At 67.7% G+C, this 17652-nt stretch carries 17 protein-coding genes and 1 riboswitch; of the genes, 11 read left to right on the top strand and 6 right to left on the bottom strand.

Annotated elements, in window-relative coordinates; all coding sequences use genetic code 11:
- Positions 1–471, top strand: a complete 471-nt coding sequence (locus OG214_RS11620) for an NUDIX domain-containing protein (RefSeq protein WP_405984686.1) — start codon at positions 1–3, stop codon at positions 469–471.
- Between the two features lie 227 nt (positions 472–698).
- On the opposite strand, the gene OG214_RS11615 is transcribed toward OG214_RS11620, so the two are convergent.
- Together OG214_RS11615 and OG214_RS11610 are read right to left on the bottom strand one after the other, a co-directional pair.
- Positions 699–1229, bottom strand: a complete 531-nt coding sequence (locus tag OG214_RS11615) for a transposase (RefSeq protein WP_405987476.1) — start codon at positions 1227–1229, stop codon at positions 699–701.
- Positions 1226–1765, bottom strand: a complete 540-nt coding sequence (locus OG214_RS11610) for a winged helix-turn-helix domain-containing protein (RefSeq protein ID WP_363079506.1) — start codon at positions 1763–1765, stop codon at positions 1226–1228. Before OG214_RS11610 ends, OG214_RS11615 begins: the two co-directional genes overlap by 4 nt.
- A 74-nt stretch (positions 1766–1839) precedes the next feature.
- Here OG214_RS11610 and OG214_RS11605 point away from each other — a divergent pair, with 74 nt between their 5' ends.
- Entirely contained in the window at positions 1840–2217 is a 378-nt protein-coding gene (locus tag OG214_RS11605) for a hypothetical protein (protein ID WP_405984685.1), read from the top strand.
- Positions 2214–2726 (top strand): hypothetical protein, encoded by a 513-nt coding sequence (locus OG214_RS11600; RefSeq protein WP_405984684.1) that lies wholly within the window; start codon positions 2214–2216, stop codon positions 2724–2726. The genes OG214_RS11605 and OG214_RS11600 overlap by 4 nt, the downstream gene beginning before the upstream one ends.
- 461 nt (positions 2727–3187) lie before the next feature.
- Here OG214_RS11600 and OG214_RS11595 read toward each other — a convergent pair whose 3' ends face one another.
- From OG214_RS11595 to gcvT, 4 genes are all read right to left on the bottom strand, one after another.
- Complete coding sequence (locus OG214_RS11595) at positions 3188–4570, bottom strand: L-serine ammonia-lyase (RefSeq protein ID WP_405984683.1); 1383 nt, start codon at positions 4568–4570, stop codon at positions 3188–3190.
- Positions 4571–4902: 332 nt separating this feature from the next.
- The gene (gene glyA, locus OG214_RS11590; RefSeq protein WP_363081252.1) at positions 4903–6174 is read right to left on the bottom strand and encodes a serine hydroxymethyltransferase; all 1272 of its coding nucleotides are present in this window, start codon (positions 6172–6174) and stop codon (positions 4903–4905) included.
- Between the two features lie 33 nt (positions 6175–6207).
- Positions 6208–6585, bottom strand: a complete 378-nt coding sequence (gene gcvH, locus OG214_RS11585; protein ID WP_405984682.1) for a glycine cleavage system protein GcvH — start codon at positions 6583–6585, stop codon at positions 6208–6210.
- Between the two features lie 288 nt (positions 6586–6873).
- On the bottom strand, positions 6874–8013 hold the full coding sequence (gene gcvT, locus OG214_RS11580) for a glycine cleavage system aminomethyltransferase GcvT (RefSeq protein WP_405984681.1): 1140 nt from the start codon (positions 8011–8013) through the stop codon (positions 6874–6876).
- A 147-nt stretch (positions 8014–8160) separates the two neighbouring features.
- A riboswitch (glycine riboswitch) is annotated at positions 8161–8258 on the bottom strand.
- A gap of 175 nt (positions 8259–8433) precedes the next feature.
- On the opposite strand from gcvT, the gene OG214_RS11575 reads away from it, so the two are divergent.
- The 8 genes from OG214_RS11575 to OG214_RS11540 all read left to right on the top strand — a co-directional run bounded on the left by OG214_RS11575 (position 8434) and on the right by OG214_RS11540 (position 17604).
- Positions 8434–9108: an AAA family ATPase gene (locus OG214_RS11575; RefSeq protein WP_363081249.1), complete on the top strand. Its 675-nt coding sequence runs from the start codon at positions 8434–8436 to the stop codon at positions 9106–9108.
- Between the two features lie 108 nt (positions 9109–9216).
- Positions 9217–9951 carry an enhanced serine sensitivity protein SseB gene (locus OG214_RS11570; RefSeq protein ID WP_382852062.1) on the top strand — a complete coding sequence of 245 codons (735 nt, stop codon included), beginning with the start codon at positions 9217–9219 and terminating at the stop codon, positions 9949–9951.
- Positions 9952–10197: 246 nt separating this feature from the next.
- Positions 10198–10983, top strand: a complete 786-nt coding sequence (locus OG214_RS11565; protein ID WP_363081247.1) for an enhanced serine sensitivity protein SseB C-terminal domain-containing protein — start codon at positions 10198–10200, stop codon at positions 10981–10983.
- Positions 10984–11366: 383 nt separating this feature from the next.
- The gene (locus OG214_RS11560) at positions 11367–12365 is read left to right on the top strand and encodes an ABC transporter permease (RefSeq protein WP_363081246.1); all 999 of its coding nucleotides are present in this window, start codon (positions 11367–11369) and stop codon (positions 12363–12365) included.
- Between the two features lie 44 nt (positions 12366–12409).
- Positions 12410–14173, top strand: coding sequence for an ABC transporter substrate-binding protein (locus OG214_RS11555; RefSeq protein WP_363081245.1), 1764 nt, complete (start codon positions 12410–12412; stop codon positions 14171–14173).
- A 130-nt stretch (positions 14174–14303) separates the two neighbouring features.
- Positions 14304–15314, top strand: a complete 1011-nt coding sequence (locus tag OG214_RS11550; RefSeq protein WP_363081904.1) for an ABC transporter permease — start codon at positions 14304–14306, stop codon at positions 15312–15314.
- Positions 15311–16432: an ABC transporter ATP-binding protein gene (locus OG214_RS11545; RefSeq protein WP_405984680.1), complete on the top strand. Its 1122-nt coding sequence runs from the start codon at positions 15311–15313 to the stop codon at positions 16430–16432. The genes OG214_RS11550 and OG214_RS11545 overlap by 4 nt, the downstream gene beginning before the upstream one ends.
- Positions 16429–17604 (top strand): ABC transporter ATP-binding protein, encoded by a 1176-nt coding sequence (locus tag OG214_RS11540; RefSeq protein ID WP_405984679.1) that lies wholly within the window; start codon positions 16429–16431, stop codon positions 17602–17604. The genes OG214_RS11545 and OG214_RS11540 overlap by 4 nt, the downstream gene beginning before the upstream one ends.
- Positions 17605–17652 lie beyond the last annotated feature (48 nt).

The following is a 17652-nucleotide window of genomic DNA, read 5'->3' as shown; positions in this document are numbered from 1 at the left end:
GTGGCCCGCACCGAGTACTACGACGACCCGAACGCGCCCAAGCCGAACAGCATGGTCGTCGCCGCGTCCGCCGTCGTCACCGACGATCACGGGCGCATCCTCCTCCAGCGCCGACGCGACAACGACCTATGGGCCCTGCCCGGAGGCGGCATGGACCTCACCGACTCCCTGCCCGGCACCGCCGCCCGCGAAGTCAAGGAGGAGACCGGCCTCGACGTCGAGATCACGGGCCTGGTCGGGACCTACACCGACCCGAAACACATCATCGCCTACACCGACGGCGAGGTCCGCCGCCAGTTCAACGTCTGCTTCACCGCCCGCATCACCGGCGGCCGACTGGAGATCTCCGACGAGTCCACCGAGCTCCGGTTCGTGCCGCCGGAAGAGATCGAGCAGTTGCCGATGCGCCACACCCAACGACTCAGGCTCCAGCACTTCCTGGAACACCGCGAGAAGCCGTACCTGGGCTGAACCGCCTGACGGCAGTAGCGACGGCAACAACCACGGATTTCCCCGCACAACCACGGACACCAGTGGAACGCAAAACGCACGCTGACCAGCGAAGAAGCAGGTAGAGGGGTACTGCGTAGCACACGTACTATGTGCTGGCGGGCACCACGCCGATCCTGGTGCATAACACGTGCGGGCCAGCTGACGTGATGGTTACTGAGGTTGAACTCGTGGTGTCGTGCCATTGCTCAGGTAGGCCTGATGGTCAGGCCGGTCTCGGCGAGGCAGCCGTCTATGAGGTGACTGCGGTACTGAATGTGCCGTAGGCCGTGTCGGATGCGCTGGACGAGGTGTTCGGGGGTGCGGAAGGCGACGTTGGAGAGCCAGCCGCGCCGCAGGAGTGACCAGATCCCTTCGACCGGGTTGAGGTCGGGTGCGTAGGGCGGCAGATAGAAGATGGTCAGCCAGTCCCGGGACGCGGCGAACTCCCGCAGGCCGGCGGCCTTGTGGACGTTGAGGTTGTCCCAGACGAGCACGATCGGGCCGCGGAGCTGCTGGTGTGCGGAGATCAGCAGGTCGCGGTAGTCACGCCAGGAGAAGCTCTTGCGGCCGTCGCGGCGGCCGTCGTCCCGGCGTGGCCGGTAGATCAGCCTCGACCGGTGGCCGGGTTTGTAGCAGGTCAGCGCGGCGATCGATATCCGCCTGCGGGAACGGCAGCGGACTCGCACCACCGGGGTCCGGCCACGCTGGGACCAGGTCTTCGCGTGCGGCGGCGTCATGGAGAATCCGGCTTCGTCCTCGAAGACGAGCCAGGCTCCACGGGCCGCCGCGAGCCTTCCGCGCAGGGCCACACCTCCTTGACCCACCCGGCTACCGCCTCGTCGTCCCGCTCCATCGCCCGTCGCGCCGGGACCTGGCAGGACCAGCCGTTGCGGACCAGGAGCTTGCGGACGCCCTGGACGGTGTAGGCCAGGTGGAAGCGCCGGCCGATCACCGTCTTGATCCGCGCCAGCGTCCATCGCTGGTCCTCCCAGCCGTGCGCGGCCGGCCCCTTGGCCAGCTCCGCCTCCAACTGCGCGAACTGCTTCTCGCTCAACCTCGGCACCGACGCCGGCCCCTGCGACCGCAGAGCCCTCAAACCGCCCTCGTCCCACACCCGCCGCCACCGCTGGACCGAGCGGACACCGACCCGCAGATCCCTGGCGATCACCGAACTCGCCTCGCCCTGGGCAAACCCCTCAGCCGCCCGGAGTCGTAACTCCTCACGGAACTGCTGCCGTTCGGCGGTCAGCCCGCCCCCTTGTGAATACCGCATGCCCCGGTGATACCGCAGCCAACGGACACCCGTCAGCCCCTACGACACCACGAGTTCAACCTCAGTAGCCTGGGATGCCGAAGGGACAGTTCAATCTCAAGGCCGCCGCATTGCAGAACCTCAGCGACAGCGGGGTGCTCTACAAAGCGCCGAATCCGGTTGCCCGCGATTCCTCGATAACCAACAATTATAAAGCGAATCTAATTGCTCGCGTATTTGATCAGTTTGGCTCCACCAATCCGGTGTTTGCGGCCGCTCTGAGGACTCGCCTTCTGACGCGAATGAACCCAGATCATGTTTGGGAACTTCAGTTGGGCGGTCCGGATGATGTGGGCAATCTGCATATTCTAGACGCGTTCACCAATCAGACGATTGGTCGTGAGATATGGGGGCAAATTAGAACCCTTCCTGACTATACGCCGATCCGAATTAATATTATGGGGCCGTCATGATCTCTCTTGAACTTCGCCAAGCCTTCGCAGTTGCTCGGGATGCGGTGCGGCTGGAGCCGGAGTGGGCCATGATGAATTCCATCCCGGAGGGGGTTCGTGGCGGCCCTGGCGCGGAGGAGGTTCCGGGGGATTACCTGGAGTTTCTTTCCGTGGCCAATGGGGCAATCTTCGGCAGGATCGTTATTTTTGATGCCGCGACTATCGGTGAGATGCAATTCTATGCTGACGAGACTGAAGGTGCGCCGGTTCGACTTGGGCGTGAGTCATGGTTTTGCTTCGGGAAAGTGAATGATGATCCTCTCTTTATTTCTCGGCGCGACGGTTCGGTGTGGGGTTTTCCCGATATGGGTATCATCTGGTGGCAGAGTGATATCTTCGAGCGCCTTGCGGGCGATCTTGATGAATTTCTTCTGAGGTGCGTATTTGGTCGCGGATACTTGTCTGTCTCGGGTGCTTCGGAAGGTGATCAGTGGTGGCGTTTGCTGACGCATACGGGCAGTGCCGAGTAGGGGATTACCATTTTGACGGCCGTCGGGCTGTGGCTGTGCTAGAAAGTGCTGTCGTCTATTGCGAGCGCACCTGTGGGAAGCGGACAGTTTTTGGCTTCGGGACTGTGCCATTCCAGTTCCTGGTCCGACTGTCAACCGGTAGCCGGACGCCATTTGGCAGCGCAATACTTCGCTTCGTCGTGGCGAAGTCGAGAAGCATCACTAACTCAAGGTTCTCGCGTAGGCGCCGGGTAGATCTTCCTGAAATGGAATCCTGTACCAGTTGGTCATGCTAAGCGCCTCGATGCGGGGGAAGAGACCTGGGGCCCGACTGACGGACCCTGCTGGTGATCGTTCTCCCAGGGACTTTCAGGGGCTTTCAGATCTGTCAGAGGGGCTTTCCAGGGTGAATCCGCTGCGCGTGCGGGGAGAGTCCGTGACAGAGCTGAAAGACGGGAAACCGCTGATCAGAGTGCGTTTCCTCAGCACTCGATGATGTTCACCGCGAGGCCGCCGCGTGCCGTCTCCTTGTATTTGACGGACATGTCCGCGCCCGTCTCCTTCATGGTCTTGATGACCTTGTCCAGGGAGACCTTGTGGCTGCCGTCGCCACGCAGGGCCATCTTCGCCGCCGTGACCGCCTTGACCGCCGCCATGCCGTTCCGTTCGATGCACGGGATCTGCACCAGACCGCCGACCGGGTCGCAGGTCAGGCCCAGGTTGTGTTCCATGCCGATCTCGGCCGCGTTCTCGACCTGTTCCGCGCTGCCGCCCAGGACCTCCGCGAGTGCGCCCGCCGCCATGGAGCAGGCGGAGCCCACCTCGCCCTGGCAGCCGACCTCGGCGCCGGAGATGGAGGCGTTCTCCTTGAAGAGCATGCCGATGGCGCCCGCCGCCAGCAGGAAGCGGACCACGTTCTCGTCCTTCTCCTCCGCCGTGGCGCCGCCCGCCGCGAAGTTCATGTAGTAGTGCAGGACCGCCGGGATGATGCCCGCGGCGCCGTTGGTGGGGGCGGTGACCACCCGGCCGCCCGCCGCGTTCTCCTCGTTCACGGCCATCGCGTAGAGCGTGATCCACTCCATGGCGTGCGCCTGCGGGTCGCCCTCGGCGCGCAGCTGGCGCGCGGAGTGGGCGGCGCGGCGGCGGACCTTCAGCCCGCCCGGCAGGATGCCCTCGCGGGCCATCCCGCGTGAGACGCACGCCTGCATCACCCGCCAGATCTCCAGCAGTCCGGCCCTGATCTCGTCCTCGGTGCGCCAGGCCTTCTCGTTCTCCATCATCAGCGCGGAGATCGACAGACCCGTCTCGCCCGACAGCCGCAGCAGCTCGTCACCCGTGCGGAAGGGGTGGGTCAGCACGGTGTCGTCGAGCTTGATCCGGTCCTCCCCCACCGCGTCCTCGTCCACCACGAACCCGCCGCCCACGGAGTAGTACGTCTTCTCCAGGAGGAGGCCGCCGTCGCCGTCGTAGGCGAGGACCGTCATCCCGTTGGCGTGGTACGGCAGGGCCTTGCGGCGGTGCAGGACCAGATCCGTAGCGGCGTCGAAGGCGATCTCGTGCACACCGAGCACATTGAGCCTGCCGCCGGCGCGGATACGTTCCGCCTGCTCGTCCGCGCTCTCCACGTCGACGGTGCGCGGGGAGTTGCCCTCCAGGCCGAGCAGAACGGCCTTCGGGGTGCCATGGCCATGGCCGGTCGCGCCGAGCGAGCCGTACAGCTCGGCGCGGATCGAGGCGGTGTGGGCGAGCAGGCCCTCGTTCTTCAGTCGGCGGGCGAACATCCGCGCCGCGCGCATCGGACCGACCGTATGGGAGCTGGACGGGCCGATACCGACCGAGAACAGGTCGAAGACCGAGATGGCCACGGGGGTGACTCCTTGCTGAGTGGTAGACGCCGTTGTCTGCCGGGGTGGTGCAGAGATGACGCGTACATACGGTTCGGGGCACCGCGCCGCACGGTCCAGTGTGCGCGGTGCCCCGTGAACCCCGGCCGAACGGATCACGTCGGACCGGGTGTTGCGGTGTATTCGAGCCGAACGCCACGTGGTCCGGGCCGAGTGCCACGGCCGGGCCGAGCGAACGCCACGATCGGGCCGGCCCGAATGCCACGGTCGGGCCGGACCGATCGCCCGGCTGGTTCGAGCCTGCTGGTTCGAGCCGGGTGGACGATCGGTCCGGGCCCTTGAGCCGGCCGTGGTTACTTCAGGCCGGGGTACAGCGGGTGCTTCACGGCCAGCGCGGAGACCCGCCCGGCCAGTTCGTCACGGTCGAACGACGGCTTGAGCGCCGTCGCGATGATCTCCGCGACCTCGGTGAAGTCCTCGGTGGTGAAGCCGCGGGTGGCCAGCGCCGGGGTGCCGATCCGCAGGCCCGAGGTGACCATCGGGGGACGCGGGTCGTTCGGGACGGCGTTGCGGTTGACCGTGATGCCGATCTCGTGGAGCCGGTCCTCCGCCTGCTGGCCGTCCAGCTCGGAGTCGCGCAGATCCACCAGGACCAGGTGCACGTCCGTACCGCCGGAGAGTACGGAGACGCCCGCCTCGGCCACATCCGGCTGGACCAGCCGCTCGGCGAGGATCCGGGCGCCCTCCAGGGTGCGCCGCTGGCGCTCCTTGAACTCCTCCGTCGCCGCGATCTTGAAGGAGACCGCCTTGCCCGCGATGACATGCTCCAGCGGGCCGCCCTGCTGACCCGGGAAGACCGCGGAGTTGATCTTCTTCGCCAGCTCCTTGGTGGAGAGGATCACACCGCCGCGCGGACCGCCCAGGGTCTTGTGCGTGGTCGTGGTGACGACATGCGCGTGCGGCACCGGGTTGGGGTGCAGCCCCGCCGCGACCAGACCGGCGAAGTGCGCCATGTCGACCATCAGATACGCGCCGACCTCGTCCGCGATCCGGCGGAACGCCGCGAAGTCGAGCTGACGGGGGTACGCCGACCAGCCGGCCACGATCAGCTTCGGACGGGACTCCTTGGCGAGCCGCTCGACCTCGGCCATGTCGATCTGGCCGGTCTCGCCGTCGACGTGGTAGGCGACGACGTTGTAGAGCTTGCCGGAGAAGTTGATCTTCATGCCATGGGTGAGGTGCCCGCCGTGGGCGAGGTTCAGACCCATGATCGTGTCGCCGGGGGAGAGCAGCGCGAACATCGCCGCCGCGTTCGCCTGGGCGCCCGAGTGCGGCTGTACGTTCGCGTGCTCGGCGCCGAACAGCGCCTTCACCCGGTCGATGGCGATCTGCTCGACCACATCGACATGCTCGCAGCCGCCGTAGTAGCGACGGCCGGGGTAGCCCTCGGCGTACTTGTTGGTCAGGACGGAGCCCTGCGCCTCCATGACCGCGACCGGGGCGAAGTTCTCCGAGGCGATCATTTCGAGCGTGGACTGCTGGCGGTGGAGCTCGGCGTCGACCGCGGCGGCGACGTCCGGGTCGATCTCATGGAGTGAGGAGTTCAGAAGCGACTTCGAAGACATCACAGTCCCTGGGGTGTCAGTGGCCGGAGCAGATCAGTTGCCGGAAAAGTCTCGGTACTCGTCGGCGGTGAGCAGATCGGACGGCTCTTCCGCCACGCGTACCTTGAACAGCCAGCCGCCTTCGAACGGAGCGGAGTTCACCAGTGAGGGGTCGTCCACCACGTCCTGGTTCGTCTCGGTGACGTCACCGGTCACCGGGGCGTAGAGATCGCTGACCGACTTGGTCGACTCCAGCTCCCCGCAGGACTCGCCCGCGGTCACCGTGTCACCGACCTCCGGGAGCTGGGCGAACACGACATCGCCGAGGGCGTTGGCCGCGTACTCGGTGATTCCGACCGTCGACACCCCGTCCTCGGGGTCGGTCAGCCACTCGTGCTCCTTGGTGTAGCGGAGCTGCTGGGGGTTGCTCATGACCTGAATTCTCCTGTACGCGGGGGAGTGGTGCGGAACGGCTGTCTTACGGAACGAGATGGAACGAGACGGAACGAGACCGGAACGGGATACGGCAGGGCGGCTTCGGGACCGCTCCGGGACCGCTCCGGGACGGTACCCGGACGGTTCCGGGGCGGTCCCTGGACGGCTCAGGAGCGGTCCAGGGACGGTACCGGGACCCGAGAGGACGACACCGGGGCGCCCGGGAAGGGCCCGGGAAGGCGGGACTCCAGGGCCCGGGAAGGCGGGACTCCGAAGTCGTCCGTATCACTTCTGGCGCTTGTAGAAAGGCAGCGCCACGACCTCGTACGGCTCGTGGGTGCCCCGGATGTCGACCCCGACGCCCGGCGTCCGCGGCCCGGCGTACGAGGCGTCGACGTACGCCATGGCGATCGGCCTGCCCAGGGTGGGGGAGGGAGCGCCCGAGGTGACCTCGCCGACGACCACGCCGTCGGCGACGACCTGATAGCCCGCCCGGGGGACCCGGCGGCCCTCGGCGACCAGACCGACCAGCTTGCGGGGCGGGGCGCTCGCGGCGCGCTCGGCCGCCGCCTCCAGGGCCTCGCGTCCGACGAAGGCGCCCTCGTTCGACGTCTTCCCGAACTTCACGACCCGGCCGAGGCCCGCGTCGAACGGGGTGAGACCGGTGGTCAGCTCGTTCCCGTACAGCGGCATCCCGGCCTCCAGCCGGAGGGTGTCGCGGCAGGAGAGCCCGCACGGCACCAGGCCGACGCCCTCGCCGGCCTCGGTCAGCGCCCGCCACAGCGTCTCCGCGTACTTGGGCTCGACGAACAGCTCGAAACCGTCCTCGCCGGTGTAGCCCGTCCGGGCGATCAGGGCCGGGACACCGGCCACGGTGCCCGGCAGACCCGCGTAGTACTTGAGCCCGTCCAGATCGGCGTCGGTCAGCGACTTGAGGATGCCCGGGGACCGCGGCCCCTGGACGGCCAGCAGCGCGTACGCGTCACGGTCGTCGCGCACCTCGGCGTCGAAGCCGTCCGCGCGGGCGGTCAGCGCGTCCAGCACGGTCTGGGCGTTGGAGGCGTTGGCGACGACCAGGAACTCGTCCTCGCCGAGGCGGTAGACGATCAGGTCGTCCAGGATCCCGCCGTCCTCCCGGCAGATCATGGTGTAGCGCGCGCGGCCCACGGCGACGGCGCCGATGTCGCCGACCAGCGCGTAGTCGAGCAGCCGCCCGGCGGCGGGTCCCGAGACGGTGATCTCGCCCATGTGCGAGAGATCGAAGAGCCCGGCCCTGGTCCGTACGGCGTTGTGCTCGTCGCGCTCGCTGCCGTACCGCAGCGGCATGTCCCAGCCCGCGAAGTCGGTCATGGTCGCGCCCAGCGCGCGGTGCGTGGCGTCGAGAGCGGTCGTACGGGGGGTACTGCTCGGCGGGGCGTGATTCATCGGAGTGGCTCCCAGGGCATGACGACGAGGACGGTCCTCCCCATCTGTCATCGGAACCTGAGAGGTTCACCACGACCACCCGTATCAGGGGTCATGACTTGCACCTTGGGTGGAGCCGCCGCACAGCGGCCCGCTTTTCAGATCTGCCTCATCCACGCGGTACGGGGCCTGAGAGATTCAAGGGAGGAACTTGCTCCTTCGGCGCCCGGCGCACACGGTGACCGGGACTCTCCCGCGCGGATTCAAACGGCCGGTATGCAGTTGGCGGGCACATCATCGCACGCATCCGGGTGGTTCGGAGCGCCTGGCCCGCAACTTGCCGGACGGCGTGAAAAGCTTGTAGCGCATTACCATTTCTTTACACTTTGTGGGCAAGGTTCATGGGCCAGACCGACTGAGCTGACAGGGGGGACGGCGAACATGTCGCAGAGGGCGGGGGCATATGTGACGACCGCGGGGGTGCCGGCGCAGCAGGGGGTGTCCGACCGGGAGGCCGTGGCGCGGCCCGTGGCGGTCGTACGGGACCTACGGGGGCGGCGGGGCCGGGTGCCGGAGTCCCTGGTCTTCACCTCGGGGGATCTGGTGGTGGTCTCCGGGCTGCCGGGCAGCGGCAAGTCCACCCTGATCCGGCGGGCCGCCGCGGGCGGCGGGATCGACTCGCAGGACGCCAGGGACCGCTGGGAGCGCAGACTGCCGGGCAGCCTCCCCTATGCCGTCTACCGACCGCTCGTCCGTATAGCGCATTACGCGGGACTGCGGCGCGCGCTCCGCTCCGGCGAGAGCGTGGTCGTGCACGACTGCGGTACGCAGAGATGGGTACGGCGCTGGCTGGCCCGTGAGGCCCGCAGACGGGGCCGCGGGCTCCATCTCGTCCTGCTGGACGTGGCACCGGAGGTGGCCCGCGAGGGCCAGCGGGAGCGTGGTCGCGGGGTCTCCGGCTACGCGTTCGCCCGTCATCGAAGGGCCGTCCGCCGTCTGCTGGGCGGTGCCGAGTCGGGCCGGCTGCCCAAGGGCTGTGCCACGGCGGTGCTCCTGGACAGGGACGCGGCGGGAGCGCTGGACCGGATCGTCTTCCCCCCGAAGCCCGGCCCCTGACCCCGAAGCCGGACCCGTGACGGCGCGGTGACCACCGCACGAGCGGGTACGGGCCCTCGCCTGCGGCGTTAGGGTGCTGCGGCAGGCACGAGGGTGGAGGAAGCGACTGTGAACACTGCATGGCCGGGCAATGAGCTGGAAGAGGTGCTCGCCGCCTCGCTCGGCAGCCGGGGGGCGGGCGGCCGGCTGGTGGAGGTGCTCGGACGCAGCGAGGTCTGGGTGCCGCTGCCCAACGGCGGGGGGCCGGACAGCCCCGGTCTCGATCTGCCGACCCTGGAGATAGAGGGCGCGCCCTATGTCCCGGTCTTCAGCTCCCAGCAGCAGTTCCTCCAGTGCGTCGGCGCCCATATGCCCTTCACCGTGGCGCCGGCCCGTGATTTCGCCCGGGGTCTGCCGCCGCAGCTCGGTATCGCGGTCAACCCGGGCGGCATGGTCGGACTGCCGCTGCCGCCGCCCGCCGTCGCCGAGCTGTGCCGGGCGGGACGGACCCCGCTCGACGGACAGGCGAGCGGCGGCCGGGTCAGGCTCTTCCAGCCGGACTGGCAGGAGGACCCGGTCGACTTCCTCTCCGCCGCCGCGGAGGAGTTCGAGACGTCCGGTGTGGTGCTCTCGGCCCGCCGCGCGCTCGCCAGCGTCGAGGGGGACTCCCCGGCGCTCTTCATCGGCGTACAGCTCTCGTCCTGGGAGGCCGCCGACCGCAACGCGCCGCTGGACGCGCTCGGGCGCGCGCTGGGGCGGGTAGGGGTGGGCTGGCCCGTCAATCTGATCCTGCTGGATGTGGCCCAGGACCCGGTGGGCGACTATCTCCTGGCGAAGGTGCGGCCGTTCTACCAGCGCGCGTAGAGGCGTCGGCCGCGGCGGTCGCGGGTACGAGAGGCGCGATACGCGAAGAGCGGCCGACCGGACGGAGCACAGGCCCCGTCCGGTCGCCGGCGGGGAGCGCACCGGCGTCAAGGGTGTGTCAGGACGGCCCCCTAAGCTGGTTTGATGGCTGGGCCCCCGTGTGCCGGTACGGGCCCTCCCGCACAGGGGCCGACGGGCTCCGGGGGTGCTGGCCGAATGGTGGATCGAAGAGGGGCGGGACCCAGAGTGAGCGCGTCAGGCACCGCGGCGGCCGGGCAGGTCGAGCAGATGCTGCGCCAGGTGACGCCAGGACGCTACGACGCGTACGAGGCGCTCCTCCAGGCTCTCGCCGACGACAGCGTCTGGATGCTGCTCTGGCACGGCCGGACCGGCTCACCGGACTCCCAGTACGGCAACATGGAGGTCGACGGGCTCGGGTACGCCCCGTGCGTCACCTCCGCCCAGGAACTCGCCGTCAGCGGCTGGACCCGCGCGCACGAGGTGGTCACCGGCCGCGACATCGCCCGCGCGCTCTACCCCGACCGCTGGGGCATCTGGCTCAACCCGCACGCGCCCGGCGGCGGGGTCGGCATCCCCTGGCTCGATCTGCGGCGGATCGCCACCGGGCTGGAGCGGATGCCCGCGGGACCGCTGCGGCTCTCCGAACCGGCCATCGCGCTTCCGCAGTTCTACGCCCTGCTCACCCAGAACGCCCACCGCACCCCCGCGGTCCGCTCGCTGCGCCGCGCCTGGGTGCAGCCGGCGCTCGGGGTGCCGTATCTGACGATCGGCCTCGATCTGTACGACACGAGCCCGGCGTCCGTCGACTCCGTACGCGCGATGATGCGGCAGTCGATCACGGCGGTCCCGGACGGACTGCCGGTGTCGACGGTGGCGATGTCCGACGAGTACGACCCGGTGACGATGTGGCTGCGGGCCAATTCCCGTCCGTTCTACGACCGTGAGGCGCACGCGGGGCCGGCACCGACCTCCGGATACGGCTATCCGCCGCCCGCTTCCCACGCGTACTGAGCGTCCGAGCGTCCCCCGCGTCCGCCGACGACCTGCCACGCACGATACGGATGCTCTGGTTCCGCCGTAGATCAGGCGAGTTGAGTCGTATGTCCGATCTGGTGGAATAGTGACCGAGTTGGTCCGCTGAGACGGGCGTGCCGTCCGGATAACGGAACACCTCTACCCGCATCACGTTTGAGCAAACATTCCCCGTTGGGGCTGGCGGGTGATCGCGAAGTGGTTGAAGACTCCGGGGAGCAGGTGGTCTCGGCCTAGTGTGCGATGCGCTGACAGAAGCAGTTCCCGCCACAGGGAGACCACGTGCGTCATGTGATGTGAAAGTGCCGCTACAGCGGCGGTCATGGGCCGGCCACCGTCGGCCGAGAGGGGTCTCCAGCGCAATGACGGCACCTATCGAGACCACCGGGTCGGCGGCGACAGCGCAGCCGGAAGCGGTCCTGGAGGGCGCCGGGGGCAAGCAGATCGAAGGCCGTTCGCTCGGCCGGATCGCGTGGACGCGTTTCAAGCGGGACAAGGTCGCCGTAGCGGGCGGCGTCATCGTGATCCTGCTGGTTCTTGTCGCCGTACTGTCCAAACCGATCCAGGCGGTGTTCGGTCTCGACCCCAACGCCTTCAACCAGGATCTGGTCGACCCCACCCTGCTGGCGCCCAAGGGGGGCTTCGGCGGTATGAGCTGGGATCACCCGCTGGGCGTCGAACCGCAGACCGGGCGTGACATCCTGGCCCGTATCATCGAGGGCTCCTGGGTCTCCCTGGTGGTCGCGGCCGGATCGACGTTGCTCTCGGTCGTCATCGGCGTCGTGATGGGCGTCGTGGCGGGTTTCTACGGCGGTTGGGTGGACAGTGCCATCAGCCGCATGATGGACACCTTCCTCGCCTTCCCGCTACTGCTTTTCGCGATCTCGATCTCGGCGTCGCTCCAGGGCGACGCGTTCGGTCTTGAGGGGCTTCCGCTCCGTATCGCCGTACTGATCTTCGTGATCGGCTTCTTCAGCTGGCCGTACATCGGCCGGATCGTGCGCGCGCAGACGCTCAGCCTGCGTGAGCGGGAGTTCGTGGAGGCGGCCCGGTCGCTGGGGGCGCGGGGGCCGTTCATCCTGTTCCGGGAGCTGCTGCCGAACCTGGTCGCGCCGATCCTCGTGTACTCCACCCTGCTCATCCCCACCAACATCCTCTTCGAGGCTTCCCTGAGCTTCCTGGGTGTGGGTATCGCTCCGCCACAGGCTTCATGGGGCGGCATGCTGTCCACCGCGGTCGACCTCTACCAGGTCGACCCGATGTTCATGATCATCCCCGGCATGGCGATCTTCATCACCGTGCTGGCTTTCAATCTGCTGGGGGACGGGCTGCGTGACGCACTCGACCCCCGTGGCAAGTAATAGCGGCCCTGCCGCATCGGTCAATCGAGGGGGCTTTCCTCAGGATGAACAGCAGAAAGACGGCAGCGGCCATCGCCGTGACGCTGGCCATGGCGCTCGGTGCGAGTGCCTGTGGCAGCTCCGACAAGAACGACAGTGACGGCAACAAGGGCGGCGGCAGCGCCAAGGCCGATGCCGCGATGTCGAGCATTGTCAACTCGACCGACAAGAAGGGGGGGACGGTCGTCTTCGAGCACTCCAGCGGCCCGGACTCCCTGGACCCGGGCAACACGTACTACGGCTGGGTGCAGAACTTCTCCCGCCTGTACGGCCGTTCCCTGGTCACCTTCAAGCCGGCCGCCGGCAAGGAAGGTCTCGAGGTCGTCCCCGACCTGGCGACCTCGCTCGGCAAGGCCAGCCCCGACGCCAAGACCTGGACGTACACGCTCCGCAAGGGCGTGAAGTACCAGGACGGCACCGAGGTCACCTCGAAGGACGTCAAGTACGCCATCGAGCGCAGCAACTTCGCGCCCGAGGCGCTGTCCAACGGCCCGACGTACTTCAAGGCCTACCTTGAGGGCGGCGACAAGTACAAGGGTCCGTACAAGGACAAGTCCCCCGAGGGTCTGAAGTCCATCGAGACCCCGGACGACTACACGATCACCTTCAAGCTCAACAAGCCGTTCGCGGACATGGACTACCTGGCCGCCTTCTCGCAGACCGCTCCGGTCCCGCAGAAGGCCGACAAGGGTGCCGAGTACGTCCAGAACATCGTCTCCTCGGGTCCGTACAAGTTCGACTCGTACAGCGAGAGCAGCGGTGCGACGCTCTCCCGGAACCCCGAGTGGGACCAGGCGAACGACCCGATCCGCAAGGCGCTGCCGGACAAGATCGAGCTGAAGCTCAACGTCAACGCGACGACGATCGACGAGCACCTGCTCAACGACACGATCACCGCGGACGTCGGCGGCACCGGTCTCCAGGCCAAGACGCAGCCGAAGGTGCTCGTCAAGGCGGACGAGAAGGCCAAGACGGACAACCCGTACGCGGGTGCGCTCCAGTACATGGCGATGAACGTCAACGTGAAGCCGTTCGACAACGTCGACTGCCGCAAGGCCGTCCAGTACGCGGTGGACAAGGCCGGTGCGGTCAACTCCATCGGTGGCTCGGTCAAGGGTGACCCGGCCAGCACGCTGATCCCGCCGTCGGTGAGCGGTTACAAGAAGTTCGACCTGTACGCGACGCCGGGCAGCAAGGGCGACGCGGCCAAGGCCAAGGAAGCGCTGACGGCCTGTGGCAAGCCGGGCGGCTTCAAGACCACGCTGACGGCCCGCGCGGACCGTCCCGACGAGGTCACCGTGGCCACCCAGATTCAGGAGAGCCTGAAGAAGGTCGGCATCACCGCGGAGATCAAGACGTTCCCGTCCGACAAGTACTTCACGGACTTCGCCGGTGTGCCGGACTGGGTCCACAAGAACAACGCGGGCCTCATGATGATGGCCTGGGGTGCCGACTGGCCGACCGGCTTCGGTTTCCTCGACCAGATCGTGAACGGTTCGGCCATCAAGCCCTCCGGTGGCACGAACCTGATGGAGCTGAACGACCCGAAGATCAACAAGGCGCTGTCGGACGGCATCGGCACCGTTGACCCCGCGGCCCGTCAGGCCGCCTGGGGCGATGTCGACCAGCTCGTCATGGAGAACGCCTCGGTCGTCCCGCTGTTCTACCGCAAGAACCTGCTCTACCGGCCCGAGTCCGCGGCCAACGTCACTGTCACCGAGGCCTACCTCGGCATGTACGACTACGTGCTGATGACCTCGACGAAGTAGTGACACCGGGCCTCGTGCCCCGTAACACGAAGTAACACCTGTACATCAAAACAGCACCCCCCTGAAAGGCAGGTGAAGGTGCCGGGCCGTCCAGGCGTATCCCGCCAGGACGGCCCGGCACCGCACGGCTGTGGCTGCGTACATCATCCGACGCGTCTTCGCCGCGGTGTTGCTGCTGCTGGTGGTCAGCGCAGTCACGTTCGCGATCTTCTTCCTTGTGCCCCGCCTCGGCGGGCAGACGACCGACTCGCTGGCCGCCCAGTACATCGGCAAGAGTCCCGACCCGGACGCCATCGCCGCTGTCAAGAAGAACCTGGGGCTCGACCAGCCCGTCTACCTTCAGTACTGGCACTTCATCAAGGCCATCGTGGTCGGCGCCGAGTACAACTTCGGCCCCAACCCCTCGGTCTGCCATGTGCCCTGCTTCGGCTACTCGTTCAAGACGCATGTCGAGATCTGGCCCGAGATAGTCCAGCGCATACCGGTGACCCTGTCGCTCGCCGTCGGTGCGGCGGTCCTCTGGGTGATCTCCGGTGTCGCGATCGGTGTGCTCTCCGCGCTCAAGCGGGGATCGATCTTCGACCGGCTGGCCATGGGCGTCGCCCTGGCCGGTGTCTCGCTGCCCATGTTCTTCACCGGTCTCGTCGCCCTCGCCCTGTTCAGCTTCCACTGGACGATCTGGGAAGGCCTCGAATTCGTACCGTTCACCGAGAATCCCGGTGAATGGGCGTGGAACCTGATTCTTCCCTGGTGCACGCTCGCCTTCCTCTACTCGGCGCTCTACGCACGGCTCACCCGCGCGGGAATGCTGGAGACGATGGGCGAGGACTACATCAGAACCGCGCGGGCGAAGGGTCTGCGGGAGCGCGACGTGGTCTTCAAGCACGGTCTGCGCGCCGCCCTGACCCCGCTCGTCACCATCTTCGGCATGGACTTCGCGCTGCTGCTCGGCGGCGCGGTCATCACCGAACGCGTCTTCTCCTTCCAGGGCATGGGCGCCTACGCCATCCAGGGCGTGACCCAGAGCGACCTGCCCAAGGTGATGGGTGTGACCCTGGTCGCCGCCTTCTTCATCGTTGTCTGCAACCTGCTGGTGGACCTTGTGTACGCCGCGATCGACCCCCGGGTGAGGCTCTCATGAGCGACGTACAGAAGACGGACGCGGACAAGGCCGCCACGGGTACGGGTACGACGGGTGCGGGCGCGGGCACGGGCACGGGTTCCGCCGGGGACGCCGCCGACAAGTTCCTCTCCGTACGCGATCTGCGGATCCACTTCGACACCGACGACGGTCTGGTGAAGTCCGTCGACGGCGTCAGCTTCGACCTGAAGGCCGGCCAGACCCTCGGTATCGTCGGGGAGTCCGGCTCGGGCAAGTCCGTGACCTCGCTGGGCATCATGGGGCTGCACAGCTCCGAGCGGGCCAGGATCTCCGGTGAGATCTGGCTGGACGGCGAGGAGCTGATCGGCGCCGGCACCGAGCGTGTGCGCAAGCTGCGCGGCCAGAAGATGGCGATGATCTTCCAGGACCCGCTGTCCGCGCTGCACCCGTACTACAGCATCGGCGCGCAGATCGTGGAGGCCTACCGCGTCCACAACGCCGTGGACAGGAAGACCGCCAAGAAGCGGGCCGTCGAGATGCTCGACCGGGTCGGCATCCCCGAGCCCGCGCGGCGCTACGACGACTATCCGCACCAGTTCTCCGGCGGTATGCGCCAGCGCGCGATGATCGCGATGGCCCTGGTCAACAACCCGCAGCTGCTGATAGCCGACGAGCCGACGACCGCCCTGGACGTCACCGTCCAGGCGCAGATCCTCGACCTCATCCGGGATCTCCAGAAGGAGTTCCACTCGGCGGTCGTCATCATCACCCACGACCTGGGCGTCGTCGCCGAGATCGCGGACGAGCTGCTGGTGATGTACGCGGGCCGCTGTATCGAGCGCGGTACCGCGGAGAAGGTCTTCTATCAGCCGCAGCACCCCTACACCTGGGGTCTGCTGGGCTCGATGCCCCGTATCGACCGGGAGCAGACCGACCGGCTGGTGCCGGTCAAGGGAACCCCGCCGAGCCTGATCAACGTCCCGTCCGGCTGCGCCTTCCATCCGCGCTGCCCGTACGCCGACATCCCCAAGGACAACATCACCCGCACCGAGCGTCCTGAGCTGCGGCAGATCACCGACGGGCACTTCTCCGCCTGCCATATGTCGCCGGCGGAGCGGGAACAGATCTGGACCGAAGAGATTGCGCCGAAGCTGTGACTGATCCGAGCAAGAAGATTCCCGAGCAGGGGGCGGGCCAGGGACCGGACGGTTCCGGCCCCGAGCCGCTCCTCAAGGTCACCGGCCTGGCCAAGCACTTCCCGATCACCAAGGGTGTGCTCAAGCGCAAGGTCGGAGCGGTCAAGGCGGTCGACGGACTGACCTTCGACGTCCGTCCCGGGGAGACCCTCGGTGTGGTCGGCGAGTCCGGCTGCGGCAAGTCGACGATGGGCCGGCTGATCACACGGCTGCTCGAACCGACCGGCGGAAAGGTCGAGTTCGAGGGCCGGGACATCACGCATCTGTCCGCCGGCGCCCTGCGGCCGATGCGCCGTGACGTCCAGATGATCTTCCAGGACCCGTACGGCTCGCTGAACCCGCGCCACACCGTCGGCGGGATCATCGGCACCCCCTTCAAGCTCCAGGGCATCGAGCCCGAGGGCGGTGTGAAGAAGGAGGTCCAGCGGCTGCTGGAGCTGGTGGGCCTCAGCCCCGAGCACTACAACCGCTATCCGCACGAGTTCTCCGGCGGCCAGCGGCAGCGCATCGGTATCGCGCGGGCGCTCGCGCTCAACCCGAAGCTGGTCGTGGCCGACGAGCCGGTCTCGGCGCTGGACGTGTCGATCCAGGCGCAGGTCGTGAACCTGCTGGACGACCTCCAGGACGAGCTGGGTCTGACCTATGTGATCATCGCGCACGACCTCTCGGTGATCCGCCATGTGTCGGACCGGATCGCGGTGATGTACCTCGGCAAGATCGTCGAGCTGGCGGACCGCTCGTCGCTGTACGAGTCGCCGAAGCACCCGTACACCAAGGCGCTGCTCTCCGCGGTGCCGGTGCCGGACCCGAGCAGGCGCGGCGGGAAGAGCGACCGGATCCTGCTCAAGGGCGATGTCCCGTCGCCGATCAACCCGCCGAGCGGCTGCCGCTTCCACACGCGGTGCTGGAAGGCGACGGAGATCTGCAGGACGACCGAGCCGCCGCTGCTCCAGCTGGCGCCGGGCCACCAGGCGGCCTGCCACCACCCGGAGAATGTGCAGGACACCGTGTCGGTGACGGCGCGGGAGACGGTGGAGGTGCGCGCCGAGGCCGGGGCGCCGGAGACCGAGGCCGGGCCGGACGCCGGACCGAAGGACGCCGGCGCCGGACCGGACGCCGGGGCCGAGAAGTAGCAGCACGGTGGCGCGCGGGTGCCCGGCCCGGTACCGGAGCGCGCGACA

It is taken from the genome of Streptomyces sp. NBC_00872 (assembly GCF_045161915.1).
Lineage (GTDB): Bacteria > Actinomycetota > Actinomycetes > Streptomycetales > Streptomycetaceae > Streptomyces.
This window is presented reverse-complemented; position numbering and strand designations above follow the sequence as displayed.